Origin of the sequence: Micromonospora pallida (assembly GCF_900090325.1) — a bacterium.
Taxonomy (GTDB): Bacteria; Actinomycetota; Actinomycetes; order Mycobacteriales; family Micromonosporaceae; genus Micromonospora; species Micromonospora pallida.
The window spans coordinates 5,695,611-5,709,612 of record NZ_FMHW01000002.1 but is presented as its reverse complement, the minus strand read 5'-3'; the positions used below and the strand labels follow the sequence as shown (position 1 = coordinate 5,709,612).

Genomic DNA, 14,002 nt, shown 5'->3' with positions numbered 1-14,002 from the left:
GACTTCGCGCTCATGCCCCCGACGCTAACGTCCCCGGTACGGCCCGGGTCGTACCGGGGGCTGGTTCACGGTCGGTGGGCGATCGCGTAGGCGACGGCCGGCCCACCAGGGATGGGCTAACCTCTTAGCTAAGGAGGCGCGATGTCGAGCGAAGCCGCAGCCCAGTTCAACATCCACGAGGCCAAGACCAACCTGTCGAGGATCATCGACCGGGTCGAGCATGGCGAGGAGATCATCATCAGTCGCGCCGGTCAGCCGGTGGCGAAGGTGATTCCGCTGGTCCGGCGGGTTGCCCGTACCGGACGTGGTTCACTGCGCGGCACGCTGGCCGTCACGGCGGACTGGGACGCTCCCGAGGTCAATGAGGCCATCGCGGAAGACTTCGGCTCGATCTCATGAGGCTCCTGCTGGACACGCACATCGTCATCTGGTGGTTGGCCGACGACCCAGCCCTCCCCGACGACCTCAAAGACCAGCTCGACCACGAGCCGGACGTCTACGTCAGCTCAGCGACGATCTGGGAAGTCGCCATCAAGCAGGCGATGGGCAAGATCAAGGAGCCGAACGACCTGCCGGAACGGATTCGGAACAGCGGTTTCCGGGAACTGCCGATCACTGCCGAGCACGCCATCGTGGCCGGGCGACTCCCCCTGATCCACCGCGATCCGTTCGACCGGATGCTCATCGCCCAGGCGCTCTGCGCGGACCTCACTCTCGTTTCGCGGGACGTCGAGGTGCGGAAGTACGACGTCGCTCTCCTCGCGGTCTGACCAGCCCGCCCGCGTCCGGTGACGGAGGGACGACGCGGAGGCCGGCCGGCTGGACGAAGATCGAGCGTCGCCAGTCTGGCGACCATGCAGCGTGCCGTGATCATTTTGCAGGACCGTGGTCTGGTCGTGGGCCTGCAAGGGCGCGGTCTGTGGGTGGCGGAAGACCAGGTTCGCTGACCCGAGCCGCCGACCGTCTCGGGAGGCGAAGCCAAAACCGCCTCGGATATGTGCGTCACGGTGGTGGTGATCTGACGTCGGTTCCGCCCCGACTGGTATTAGGCGTCCGAGCGAAGCGTTGTTTGGGAGCCAACTCCCGCGTAGTGCTCTGCGGCGCGGCGGCGAGTTCCACGGAAGGTGTCGTACTGGACGACGTTCGAGCCAGTCCTGCTCAAGAGGCTGGTGAACCCGTTGCGGCTGCGTACGTAGGCCGGTGGCATGCCCTTGGCCGGTGCACGGTCGCACCCCACGCTGATTTGCGAGGAGATCGCCCCATTTGAAGGGAAACTATTCGGTGGAAGGCGATTACCTGCTCCCTGCCACTCTCAACATATAGCGCACCAGGGGGCTTGCGGCAAGACCCGGGTGGTGCCGCAGAATCGCCGGCCGGAGCCAGAAACCCGAGGGAAACGAGAGCCGCGACGTGAACCCACTGACCACCAGCGCGTTCGATCTTCCCGATCGCCTTGCCGCCAAGGCCGCCCCGAAGCTGATCGCCGCCGATGAGCGCCATTTCGCGGCCATCGCGGAGAGCCTCGAGCAGTCGGCCGCCGACCTGTCCGACCGGCTCGACACCGAGCGCAGGGCGTCCGGCGGCATCGGGCAGGCGGCGATGGACCGGGACATGGAGGTCTACCGGCTGACCGCTCGCCTGCGCGCCCTGCGTCGCTTCGGTCTGGACCTGTGCCTCGGACGTATGGTCCTCGCGGACAACTCCGAGCCCGTCTACGTCGGACGACTCGGCCTCACGGACGGCGCGGGTCGCCGGCTGCTGCTCGACTGGCGTTCCCCCGCGGCTGAGCCGTTCTTCGGGGCGACCCACGCCAACCCGATGGGCCTGGCGAGCCGCCGCAGGTACCGCTGGACCCGCGGCCGGATCAGCGACTACTGGGACGAGGTGTTCACCTCGGACGGGCTTGCCGGCCATGCCGCGCTCGACGACCAGTCGGCCTTCATCGCCAGCCTGGGCAGCAGCCGGTCGCCCCGGATGCGGGACGTGCTCGGCACCGTCCAGGCCGACCAGGACGCCATCATCCGTGCGGGCTCCAGCGGCGCCCTGGTCGTCGACGGCGGTCCGGGTACGGGAAAGACCGTGGTCGCGCTGCACCGCACCGCGTACCTCCTCTACGCCGACCCGCGCCTCGGTCACCGCCGAGGTGGCGTGCTGTTCGTCGGTCCGCACCAGCCCTATCTGGCCTACGTCGCCGACGTCCTGCCCAGCCTCGGTGAGGAGGGCGTGCAGACCTGCACCCTGCGGGACCTCGTCGCCGAGGGCGCTACCGCAGCGGTCGAGGCCGACCCGGACGTGGCCCGGCTGAAGTCGTCCGCGAACCTGGTGCGGGCGATCGACGAGGCGGTCCGGTTCTACGAGGAGCCGCCGACCAGGGGGATGACGGTCACGACCCACTGGTCCGACATCTGGCTGAGCGCCGACGACTGGGCCGAGGCGTTCGACGCACCAGATCCCGGTACGCCGCACAACGAGGCGCGCGACCAGATCTGGGCGGCACTGCTCACGATCCTGATCGACAAGCACGACGGCGATGCCCCGACCCAACTCCTGCGCAGGTCGCTGCTGCAGAACACGGAACTGCTCACGGTCTTCAACCGTGCGTGGCCGCTGCTCGAAGCGGCCGACCTCGTCGGGGACCTGTGGTCGGTGCCCGCCTACCTACGCAAGTGCGCGCCCTGGCTCAGCCCCGACGAGGTCCGGAAGCTGCAACGCCCGGACGCGCAGGCCTGGACCGTGTCCGACCTGCCGCTGCTGGACACGGCCCGGCAGCGGCTCGGTGACCCGGAGACGTCCCGACGCAAGCGTCGGCACGAGGTCGCGGTCGCCGCCGAACGCGAGCGGATGACCAGGGTCGTGGACGACCTCATCGCGGTCGCCGACGACGAGTACGGCACCGGGCTGGTCACGATGCTGCGCGGCGAGGACTTCCAGGACGCCCTGGTGGACGAGGCCGCCCTGTCCCACACCGACCCGGACCGGCTCGCCGGCCCGTTCGCACACATCGTGGTGGACGAGGCGCAGGAACTGACCGACGCGGAGTGGCAGATGCTGCTGCTGCGCTGCCCGTCCCGAAGCTTCACCATCGTCGGGGACCGCGCCCAGGCCCGGCACGGGTTCACGGAGTCGTGGCGGGAACGGCTCGAGCGGATCGGCCTCGACCGGATCAACCTGGCCTCCCTGACCATCAACTACCGGACGCCGGAAGAGGTCATGGTGGAAGCTGAGCCGGTCATCCGGGCCGTGCTCCCGGACGCCAACGTGCCCACCTCCATCCGCAGCAGCGGCATTCCCGTCGTACGTGGGTCTGCTGCGGAACTGGGCTCGATTCTCGACGCCTGGCTCGTCGCGCACGCCGAGGGAACCGCCTGTGTCATCGGCGATCCCACCTTCCGGGCGACGCCCCGTGTCCGGTCACTGACCCCGGAGCTGGCGAAGGGGCTCGAGTTCGACCTGGTCGTCCTCGTCGACCCCGACGCGTTCGGCGAGGGCGTCGAGGGAGCGGTCGACCGCTACGTCGCGATGACCCGGGCGACCCAGCAACTCGTCCTCCTTACCAGTTCTTGACGTCGCCCCGTCCAGTTGATGATCGTGTACGAAGTGGGAAAGCAGTAATACGGAGCATCCGCTCGGACGGTGGAATCGACGCGGACCCTCGTCGACCCCCACGGCCCGAGCGGATGAACACGTACGGCTGCTACATCTTGGTTTCGTCGAGCGGGTCGACCGTCACACTGATCTCGACCAGGTCGTCGTCGCCGGGGACATCGACGACATTCATGCCCTTGTACTGGCGGACCATCGCGAGCACCCGGCTGCCCACGTCGAATCCGGCGGCGAGCCCCCGACGGGTGCCCAGCACCGGGTTGTCACGCAGCAGTTGCACCGACTGCGACCAGGCAATTCCGGGTACGCCATTGGTGAGTTCGAGAACACCCGTGTTGCTCTTGGCGATAGCACCCATCAGCGCGCCGAAAGTGTGGTGCATGGTCGAGAAGACCAGGCCGGCAGTACGGTTGTTGAGCTTGTCGAGACCCGGCACGTTGTTGCGGCCACCGCCGACGGCCATGAACGTCGTGGTCTTGTCGGACTTGTCGTAGACCTGCATCCACAGGGCCTCGCCGTCGAGGGCGTGCACGTCCGACGTGCTCATCAGCGAATACCGGACGACGTACTGGTCGTTTTCCAGGATGCTGGCCCGGCTGGCCTTGACGAAAACGTTGCCCAGCGCGATCGGCCCGGATACCGGAACGTTCTCCGTCAGCCGCTTCTGCCGGTACTCGATGAGCGCGTTGTCGCGCTCGATCTCCTTGCTCAGGTCACCCTCGGCCATCGAGTCGTCGATCACCACGTGACCGAGCCGCGATACCTCCGGCACCTCACCGCCGACCGGCGGGAACACCGACAGCAGGGCGCGGAAAGGCATCCAGGACTTGATGTTGGCGAACGGCGACTGGAACGGTACGGGAACCGGCACCGCGTTGCTGACGTGGGTGTACATGTGGAACTTCTCACCCGACAGGCAGTCGGTGAAGCCGGTCGCCCCCAGCCTCTTCTCCTTCTTGCTGTAGGGCGTGGCCTCCTTGACGAATTCCATCACCTTCTCGCCGTTGTTGGCGGTCAGGTCACGGACCGACTGCTCCGGGTTGTCGTAGTCCCACTTGATGATCGAGCTGCCGAGAGATGCGGTGTGGAAGCGATCGCGCTGGTGCTTCCGAATCTTGATGCCGGTGAACAGATCGAAGTAGCGCATCGAGATCCGCGCGTAGAACATGAGGTTCTTCTGGACGGCGTCGCTGATCGTCAGGGTCGACGGCTTCGGGTCTTTCGGCTGCTCTGGCTGCATGATTGTTTCCTTTCGCACCGGGCGCGGCCCCCACGGCTCGCGCCCCAAAACTGAACCCCGACAAGCATGCGGCAGGAATGGGAATTTGGACGAAGCGAGGACTACTCAACTCTCGCTGTCAACGTGTCGGGTTTCTTGCACATCTCTTTGGCGTTGCGGTTCACGCAAATCCCAGCCCAAGCGAAACAGCAGATCAGGCCGCTGGTAATGCCAGTGGATATCAATATGCGGCGCGAGGCCGGCATGGCTGCCGGCTCGCGTAGGGGTTGTGGGAACCGTCAACTGCCGGGCAACGGCAGGCAACCGCGCGATCATCGGTGGTCCGTGGGGCGGCGCACGGTTGCCGGCGTGCCCCCGAATGGGCTGGCTGTCCGGGGGGTTGGCTGCGAAGCTGTGGCGATGTTCCTGACGATTACCTCGACTGCGCCGGCCGCCGCGGACCTGGGGTTTCTGCTGCACAAGCATCCGGGCCGGGTGCAGAGCTTCGAGGTGTCGGTGGGGCAGGCGCACGTCTTCTACCCGGAGGCGACAGAGCAGCGCTGCACGGCGGCGCTGCTGTTGGAGGTGGATCCGGTCGCCCTGGTGCGCGGCAAGGGTACGGGCGGGCCGGACGGGTTCACGCTGGCGCAGTACGTCAACGACCGGCCGTACGCGGCGTCGTCGATGCTGGCGGTGGCGTTGGGCCGGGTGTTCCGTACGGCGATGGCGGGCCGCTGCGATGCCCGCCCGGAGTTGCCGGCGCAGCGGCTGCCGTTGGAGGTACGTGTTCCGGCACTGCCGTGCGTGGGTGGGGCCGAGGTGGCGCGCCGGGTGTTCGAGCCGTTGGGTTGGTCCGTCGAGGCGGCGACCGTACCGCTCGATCCGCAGGTGCCGCACTGGGGACCGTCGCGGTACCTGGACGTGCGCCTGACCGGTCGGGTGCGCCTGGCGGAGGCGCTGAACCACCTGTACGTCCTGCTGCCCGTGCTGGACAACACCAAGCACTACTGGGTCACCACGGACGAGGTGGACAAGCTGGTCCGCGCAGGGGCGGGCTGGTTGCAGGAGCACCCGGAGCGGGATCTCATCCTCCGCCGCTACCTGGCGCACAGGCGGGCCCTGGTCAGCACCGCCGTGGGTCGACTGGCGGAGGTCGACGACGCCGAGCCGCAGACGCTGGACAACGCCGTACCGGACGGGGACGGCGACGACGTGCCGCAGCGTTCGGTCTCCCTCGCCGAGCAGCGCCGGGGTGCGGTCCTGGCCACCCTCCGGGCGGCCGGTGCGACCCGCGTGGTCGACCTCGGCTGTGGCGACGGAACGCTGCTGCGGGCCCTGGCCGCCGACCCGGTCTTCACCGAAGTGGTCGGGGTGGACGTGTCGGCCCGGGCGTTGCAGATCGCGGCGCGCCGGCTGCACCTGGAACGGATGTCCGAGCGGCAACGCGAGCGGGTGGGGCTGATCCAGTCCTCGCTGACCTACCGGGACAGCCGGATCGCCGGGTTCGACGCGGTGGTGCTGATGGAGGTCGTCGAGCACGTCGACCCGCCCCGGCTCGGGGCGCTGGAGCGGACGGTGTTCGCCCATGCCCGCCCCGGCACGGTCGTGGTGACGACACCCAACGTCGAGCACAACGTCCGGTACCCGGATCTGCCCGCGGGCCGGATGCGGCACCGCGACCACCGCTTCGAGTGGACCCGCGCCCAGTTCCGATCCTGGGCGGAGGCGGTCGCCGCCGCGTGGGGCTACTCGGTGCGCCTCCTACCGGTCGGGGTCGACGACCCCGAGGTCGGGCCGCCGACCCAGATGGCGGTGTTCACCCGCCACGACGCTCCCGGAGACGCCCGATGACCGACACCGAACAGCAGCTCGCCATCCCACAGCTCTGCCTGGTCGCGCTGGTCGGCGTGTCCGGGTCCGGCAAGTCGACCTTCGCCGCCACCCGCTTCAACCCCTTCGAAGTGATCTCCAGCGACTTCTGCCGGGGCCTGGTCAGCGGCGACGAGAACAACCAGGCGGCGAGTGCGGACGCGTTCGACGTCCTGTACTACATCGCCGGCAAGCGGCTGGCCGCCGGGCTCCTGACCGTCGTCGACGCGACCAACATCCAGCCGGACGCGAGGAAGAAACTCGTCGCGCTGGCCCGCGCGCATGACGTGCTGCCGGTGGCGATCGTGCTCGACGTACCCGAGAAGGTCTGCGTCGAACGCAACGCGCAGCGGGCGGACCGGGACTTCGGCGCGCACGTGGTCCGTCGCCAGCACGACCAGCTCCGCCGGTCGCTGCGTGGCCTGGCCCGGGAGGGCTTCCGCAGGGTCCACGTGTTGCGTGGGGTCGACGAGGTGCAGGCCGCGACGATCGTCCGGGAGCCGCTGCTCAACGACTACCGCCACGAGACCGGCCCGTTCGACGTAATCGGTGACGTGCACGGCTGCCGCCGGGAACTGGAGACCCTGCTCGGCCAGCTCGGCTACGCAATGGTCCGGGACGAGGCGGGGCGGGCCGTCGACGCGGTGCACCCCGAGGGGCGCCGGGTGGTGTTCGTCGGTGACCTGGTCGACCGGGGGCCGGACTCGCCCGGGGTGCTGCGCCTGGCGATGGGCATGGTCGCCGCCGGGCACGCCTTCGCGGTGCCCGGCAACCACGAGAACAAGCTGGTACGCGCTCTGTCCGGCCGTAACGTGCAGGTCACCCACGGGCTGGCCGAGACGCTGGCCCAACTCGCCGACGAGCCCGAGGAGTTCCGTAAGCAGGTCGAGGTCTTCTGCCGCGATCTCGTCTCCCACCTGGTCCTCGACGGTGGGCGGCTGGTCGTCGCCCACGCCGGGCTCAAGGAGGCGTACCACGGCCGGGCGTCGGGGCGGGTACGCAGCTTCGCCCTCTACGGCGAGACCACCGGGGAGACCGACGAGTTCGGCCTGCCCGTGCGTTACCCGTGGGCCAACGACTACCGGGGCCGCGCGATGGTGCTCTACGGCCACACCCCCACCCCCGAGCCGGAGTGGATCAACAACACCATGTGCCTGGACACCGGATGCGTGTTCGGCGGCCGGCTCACCGCCCTGCGCTACCCGGAGAAGGAACTCGTCGCGGTCCCGGCCGAGCAGATCTGGTACGAGCCGGTCAAGCCGTTCCCGCCCGCAGAGCCGGCCGCGTCCACCGCCGATGGTGTCGCAGCCCGGCGGGAACCCGACCTGCTCGACATCACCGACGTACTCGGCAAACGGGCCGTCGAGACCGGCCACCACGGGCGGGTCACGGTCCGGGAGGAGCAGGCCGCCGGCGCGCTGGAGGTGATGAGCCGCTTCGCGCTCGACCCGCGATGGCTGCTGTACCTGCCGCCGACCATGGCCCCCTGCGCCACCTCCCAGCGCAGCGACCTGCTCGAGCACCCCGCCGAGGCGTTCGACGCCTACCGGACCGACGGTGTCGCGCAGGTCGTGTGCGAGGAGAAGCACATGGGATCGCGCGCCGTCGCGCTGGTCTGCCGAGACGCCGCGACCGCCCGGGCCAGGTTCGGCGCCACCGACGGTACGACGGGTGCCGTGTACACCCGTACCGGCCGGCCGTTCTTCGATCCCGGGTTGACCGAGCAGCTACTGGAGCGACTGCGTACCGCCGTCACCGCCGCCGGGCTGTGGACGGAACTTGACACCGGATGGCTGCTGCTCGACTGCGAGCTGCTCCCGTGGTCCGCCAAGGCCGAGGACCTTCTCCGCAACCAGTACGCCGCAGTCGGCGCGGCCGCGCGGGCGGCACTGCCGGTTGCCCTGGACACCCTACGGATGGCGCAGGCATCGGGGCTCGACGTCGACGTACTGCTCGACCGCACCCGGGCCCGGGCCGACAACAGTGAGTTGTTCGCCGAGGCGTACCGCCGTTACTGCTGGCCCACCGACGGCCTGGACGGCGTGCGACTGGCCCCCTTCCAGGTGCTCGCCACCGACGGGGCGACCTACCACGACCGGGACCACGGTTGGCATCTGGCGCTCGCCGACCGGCTCGCGGACGCCGCACCCGATCTCGTCCAGACCACCCGTCGGCTGGTCGTCGACACCACGGACCCGGAGTCGACCGCTGCGGGTACCGCCTGGTGGGAAGAGCTCACCGGCGCTGGCGGTGAAGGCATGGTCGTCAAGCCGTACGCCAACCTCGGCCGGGGCCGGCGTGGGCTGCTCCAGCCCGGCATCAAGGTGCGTGGCCGGGAGTACCTGCGCATCATCTACGGCCCCGACTACACCGAGCCGGCCAACCTGGAACGGCTGCGCCAGCGCGGTCTCGGCCACAAGCGGTCGCTGGCGCTGCGGGAGTACGCCCTCGGCCTGGAAGCACTCGAACGCGCCGCCCGAGGCGAACCCCTGTGGCGGGTCCACGAACCGGTCTTCGCCGTACTCGCCCTCGAATCAGAACCCGTCGACCCACGGCTGTAGTCGCTGGTGCCTTCCTGAAACGGCAGTGCCCGGCCGGTGCGGACATCCACCGGCCGGGCACACCCTGACTCTGGTCAGCTTTCCTTGGTCAGGTCCTGCAGCTCCTTCATCATCTCCGCGAAGTCGGTGGTGTCCGCCGCCGGCGGCGTCTCGACGGTGACCGGCTTGCCGTAGTCGGTGTAGTCGATCGTCAGGTCGCTCATCGTGCCCATGACCATGCGGGCCCGACGCGGCTGGTACTGCTCGTCGACCCAGAGGTCGACCTTGACCTCCTTGACGCCGTGCTTGGCCAGTTCCTGCTCGACGCCCTTCCGCATCTCGGCGTCGAGCTGGCCGAGGTAGGTGGCCAGCGGAGTGGTGACGGTGTAGTGGACCGTGGCCGCCCCGTTCACCGTCTCCTCACCGACGGCGGTGACCCCCTCGGTGGCGAGCAGCGTCTTGACCTGCTTGGTCGGGTCCATGTCGTCGAACTGCTTGGTGACGTCCATGCCCGCCGCCTCGCCGACGGTGGACAGGTCCATCTTGAGCCAGCTCTTGCCGCCCATGCTCGCCCGTTGCGCCTCCGGCACCTGGACGTAGACCGCGGTGCCGATCATCCGGACGGTCGTCGAAGTACCGTCCTCGCCCGGCATCGTCATATCGAACTTGACCGGGTTGCCCAGGTCCATGACGCCCTGCATCGAGATCTTCTCGCCGGCCGCCGTGCCCTCCATCTTCACGGTCACGGACTCGGCCTTGTCGGTGGTGTCGACCACCTTCTGCAACGAACCCTTGAGATCGCTGGCCAGCAGCTTCAGCACGCTCGGCGGCTGCGGAGCATCCGACGAGCCGGACTCCGAGCCGCAGGCGGTGACCGCGAACGCCGTGACCGCGGTGACCGCGAGAACAGCAGACCTCTTCCACAGTGACATGTGGTTTTCTCTCCCCGTAGGACGGACGCCGGGGGTGTCCCCGGATCGACGGACACGCTATCCCAGCCGACCAACCTGGAACGGCGCGGCTGGGTGGGCCCGGACCTTCGCGGGTGAGTCCGGGGCGGAGCTGGCCTGAGTCGACATGTCGACAGCGGGCGGGTAGGGCGACGACTGACGCGTCGGGAACACTTGCGAGGGTGGCGAGCGACGAGGGCGACGACCCGTACCTGTGGCTGGAGGACCTTGACGGCGACGATGCCGCCCGGTGGGTGCGGGACCGCAACGCCGAGACCGTCGCGGCGCTGACGGGCAGCGAGACGTTCCCCCGCTTGCAGGCCGAGATCCGGCAGGTGTTCGACTCCGACGAGCGCATTCCCTACCCGGGATGGTGCGGGGACGGCTTCTACTACGACTTCTGGCAGGACGCGACGCACCCGCGTGGACTGTGGCGGCGTACGACGTTGGACCAGTACCGCCGACCCGAGCCCGAGTGGGACGTGTTGCTCGACGTCGACGCGTTGGCCGCGCAGGAGGAGGAGAACTGGGTCTGGAGCAACGTCCAGCGGCTCCGTCCCGGTCACCAGCGCGTCCTGGTCAGCCTGTCCCGGGGCGGTGCCGACGCGGTGGTGGTTCGGGAGTACGACCTCGACCGCCGTGCGTTCGTGACGGACGGCTTCGAGGTGCCGGAGGCTAAGAGCCAGGTCTGCTGGATCGACCCGGACCACATCTACGTGGCCACCGACTTCGGGCCCGGGTCGCTGACCACCTCCGGTTATCCCCGGATCGTCAAACGGTGGCGACGCGGCACCAGGCTGTCGGAGGCCGAGGTCGTCTACGAGGGGCGGGCGGAGGACATGGAGATCCGCGCCTCGCACGACTCGACGCCTGGGTTCGAGCGTGACTTCGTTGTCCGGAGCCTGGACTTCTACCGCTGCGAGGGCTATCTGCTGACGACGGCCGGCGAGCTGGTCCGGATTCCGGTGCCGGAGGACGCCCGGTGGAATGTACACCGGGAATGGCTGGTGATCGGGCTTCGTTCGCCCTGGACGCTCGACGGGGTGACCCACCCGGCCGGCGCGCTGCTGGCGACCAGGTTCGACGCGTTCCTCGCCGGCGCGCGGGAGATGACCGTGCTCTTCGAGCCCGACGCCCGCACCGCGTTGAGCTACCACGTCTGGACCCGGAACCACCTGATCCTGGCCACCACCGTCGACGTGCGGAGCCGGCTCGAGGTGTTGACGCCCGGCGACGCGGGCTGGCAGCGTGCGCCACTCGCGGGCGTGCCGGAGCACGAGCAGAGCTTCGTCATGGACACCGATCCCGATCACAGCGACGCGTACCTGCTCGTCTCGGAAGGCTTTCTGCAATCGAGGACGCTCCGGCTCGGCGAGGTGCAGGGCCTGGTCGAGACGCTCAAGCGGGAGCCGGCGTTCTTCGACGCGGACGGCCTGGCGGTACGCCAGTTCTTCGCCACCTCGGCCGACGGCACGAGGGTGCCGTACTTCGTGGTGGGGGATCCCGGCGCCACCGGCGTGCCGGCTCTGCTCACCGGCTACGGCGGATTCGAGCAGTCGCAGAAGCCGTACTACAGCGGCACCTTCGGCCGGGCCTGGCTGGCCAGGGGCGGCACGTACGTCGTGGCGAACATCCGTGGTGGCGGCGAGTACGGCCCCGAGTGGCACCGCGCCGCGCTGCGGGAGAACCGGCCCCGGGCGTACGAGGACTTCGCGGCGGTGGCGGCCGACCTGGTGACGCGCGGCATCACCACGCCGGAACAGCTCGGCATCATGGGCGGCAGCAACGGCGGGCTGCTGATGGGGGTGATGCTGACCCGCTACCCCGAGCTGTTCGGCTCGGTGGCCGCCCACGTGCCGCTGCTCGACATGCGGCGGTACCACCGGCTGCTGGCCGGCGCCTCCTGGATCGCCGAGTACGGCGACCCGGACCGGGAGGCCGACTGGGCCTACCTGCGCGAGTACTCGCCGTACCACAACGTCCGCGCTGGTCGGCCGTACCCGCCGCTGCTGCTCGCCACCTCGACCCGGGACGATCGGGTGCACCCCGGGCACGCCCGCAAGATGGCGGCCCGGCTACGCGAGCACGGCTACGACGTGTCGTACTACGAGAACGTCGAGGGCGGGCACGGTGCCGCAGCCAACAACGAACAACGGGCCTTCCACTGGGCGCTGACGCTGGAGTTCCTGTGGCAGCGGCTGGCGCCTCCCGTCAGCGACGCCGTCGGGCGTTGAGCCGGGCGGCCTGGCGGGTCAGGTGGTCGCGTTCGGCGAGGTTGGGGGCCTTGTGGGCCGCCTCGGCGTACAGCCGTGCCGCTGTCGCCAGGTCGCCGTCGCGCTCGTGGAGGTACGCCGCCACCGCCGTGTGGCGGGGCAGCGAGTCGTCCAGCGCCGCGAGCGCCGCCAGTCCGGCGCGCGGTCCGTCGGCCTCGCCGACGGCCACCGCCCGGTTAAGCCGGACGACCGGGCTGTCGGTCAGACGTGCCAGCTCGTCGTACCACTCGAGGATCTGCACCCAGTCGGTCTCCTCGGCGGCGGGCGCGTCAGCGTGGAGTGCCGCGATGGCGGCCTGGGCCTGGAACTCGCCCAGCCGGTCACGGGCGAGGGCTGCCTGCAGGATCTCGACGCCCTCAGCGATCGACCTGGTGTCCCACCGGCTGCGATCCTGCTCGGCCAGCGGCACCAGGCTGCCGTCGGGCGCGGTGCGGGTCGCGCGCCGGGCGTGGTGGAGCAGCATGAGGGCGAGCAGCCCCGCCACCTCGGGGTGGTCGATCGCGGCCGCGAGCTGCCGGGTGAGCCGGATAGCCTCGGCGGCGAGGTCGACGTCGCCGGAGTAGCCCTCGTTGAAGACCAGGTAGAGGACGCGCAGCACGGTGGCGACGTCGCCGGGCTGGTCGAACCGTACGCCGGAGACGGTGCGCTTGGCCCGGCTGATGCGCTGCGCCATGGTCGCTTCGGGCACCAGGTAGGCCTGGGCGATCTGACGGGTGGTCAGCCCGCCGACGGCGCGCAGCGTGAGCGCGACCGCGGACGACGGCGTCAGCGACGGGTGGGCGCACAGGAAGTAGAGCTGGAGCGTGTCGTCCACCGTGGACACGGGTCCGGGTGCCGGCTCCTCGTCGACGAGGTCCTCACGCCGGCGGCGGGCGGCGTCGGACCGGGTCGCGTCGAGGAACCGGCGCCAGGCCACGGTGACCAGCCAGCCCTTCGGATCCTGCGGCGGGTCAGCCGGCCAGACGCGGACCGCCTCGATCAGCGCGTCCTGCACGGCGTCCTCGGCCGCCGCGAAGTCAGCTCCGCGGCGGACGAGGATCCCGAGTACGTTCGGCGTCAGGCTCCGGAGCAGAGCCTCATCCATGCGCGAGGCACTCCGTGGTGGTGGACGGCGCGCCCAGGAACGGGCGCAGCTCGAGCCACTCGTGGATCGGCTTCCCGCCCGCTCCGGGGGCGGCCGACAACTCGCCGGCCAGTTCGACGGCGCGCTCGTAGCTGTCGACGTCGATCACCATCCAGCCGGCGATGAGGTCCTTGGTCTCGGCGAACGGACCGTCGGTGACCGGCGGACGCCCCTCACCGTCGTACCGGACGAACGTCCCCTCGGGGGCGAGCGCCTGACCGTCGACGAACTCGCCGCTCTCCTGGAGCCGGGCCGCGAAGTCGTTCATGTACTGCACGTGCGCCGAGATCTCCTCCGGCGTCCACTGGTCCATCGGCACGTCGTTCACCGCAGCCGGAGCGCCGCGGTAGTGCTTGAGCAGCAGGTACTTGGCCATCGTGGTTCTCCTCGGTGCTGGTGCGACCCATTCTGGTCACGTTCCACCC

Annotated in this window: 10 protein-coding genes; 6 read left to right on the top strand and 4 right to left on the bottom strand. The window is 69.6% G+C overall.

The features are described from left to right. Positions 1-141 precede the first annotated feature (141 nt). The 3 genes from GA0074692_RS23810 (at position 142) to helR (ending at position 3,564) form a co-directional block, all read left to right on the top strand. Positions 142-399 (top strand): type II toxin-antitoxin system Phd/YefM family antitoxin, encoded by a 258-nt coding sequence (locus tag GA0074692_RS23810; protein WP_091647719.1) that lies wholly within the window; start codon positions 142-144, stop codon positions 397-399. Beyond that, positions 396-770, top strand: a complete 375-nt coding sequence (locus tag GA0074692_RS23805) for a type II toxin-antitoxin system VapC family toxin (RefSeq protein ID WP_091647717.1) — start codon at positions 396-398, stop codon at positions 768-770. Before GA0074692_RS23810 ends, GA0074692_RS23805 begins: the two co-directional genes overlap by 4 nt. Positions 771-1,419: 649 nt before the next feature. Then, positions 1,420-3,564, top strand: a complete 2,145-nt coding sequence (gene helR, locus GA0074692_RS23800) for an RNA polymerase recycling motor ATPase HelR (protein WP_218106804.1) — start codon at positions 1,420-1,422, stop codon at positions 3,562-3,564. Positions 3,565-3,694: 130 nt separating this feature from the next. Here the strand turns inward: helR and GA0074692_RS23795 are convergent, their stop codons facing one another. Continuing rightward, the gene (locus GA0074692_RS23795) at positions 3,695-4,891 is read right to left on the bottom strand and encodes a hypothetical protein (RefSeq protein WP_141725394.1); all 1,197 of its coding nucleotides are present in this window, start codon (positions 4,889-4,891) and stop codon (positions 3,695-3,697) included. A gap of 351 nt (positions 4,892-5,242) precedes the next feature. On the opposite strand from GA0074692_RS23795, the gene GA0074692_RS23790 reads away from it, so the two are divergent. Continuing rightward, a complete protein-coding gene (locus tag GA0074692_RS23790; RefSeq protein ID WP_091653994.1) occupies positions 5,243-6,673 on the top strand; it encodes a 3' terminal RNA ribose 2'-O-methyltransferase Hen1 in 1,431 nt (476 codons plus the stop codon). Then, positions 6,670-9,252, top strand: a complete 2,583-nt coding sequence (locus tag GA0074692_RS23785) for a polynucleotide kinase-phosphatase (protein WP_091647711.1) — start codon at positions 6,670-6,672, stop codon at positions 9,250-9,252. The genes GA0074692_RS23790 and GA0074692_RS23785 overlap by 4 nt, the downstream gene beginning before the upstream one ends. Positions 9,253-9,326: 74 nt before the next feature. Here GA0074692_RS23785 and GA0074692_RS23780 read toward each other — a convergent pair whose 3' ends face one another. After that, a complete protein-coding gene (locus GA0074692_RS23780; RefSeq protein ID WP_091647709.1) occupies positions 9,327-10,163 on the bottom strand; it encodes an SCO4651 family lipoprotein in 837 nt (278 codons plus the stop codon). A gap of 200 nt (positions 10,164-10,363) precedes the next feature. Here GA0074692_RS23780 and GA0074692_RS23775 point away from each other — a divergent pair, with 200 nt between their 5' ends. After that, positions 10,364-12,415 (top strand): prolyl oligopeptidase family serine peptidase, encoded by a 2,052-nt coding sequence (locus GA0074692_RS23775; protein ID WP_091647706.1) that lies wholly within the window; start codon positions 10,364-10,366, stop codon positions 12,413-12,415. On the opposite strand, the gene GA0074692_RS23770 is transcribed toward GA0074692_RS23775, so the two are convergent. Beyond that, a complete protein-coding gene (locus GA0074692_RS23770; protein ID WP_091647704.1) occupies positions 12,393-13,538 on the bottom strand; it encodes an RNA polymerase sigma factor in 1,146 nt (381 codons plus the stop codon). The genes GA0074692_RS23775 and GA0074692_RS23770 overlap by 23 nt on opposite strands. Further along, positions 13,531-13,953, bottom strand: a complete 423-nt coding sequence (locus GA0074692_RS23765; protein ID WP_091647701.1) for a YciI family protein — start codon at positions 13,951-13,953, stop codon at positions 13,531-13,533. Before GA0074692_RS23765 ends, GA0074692_RS23770 begins: the two co-directional genes overlap by 8 nt. Between the last annotated feature and the right edge of the window lie 49 nt (positions 13,954-14,002).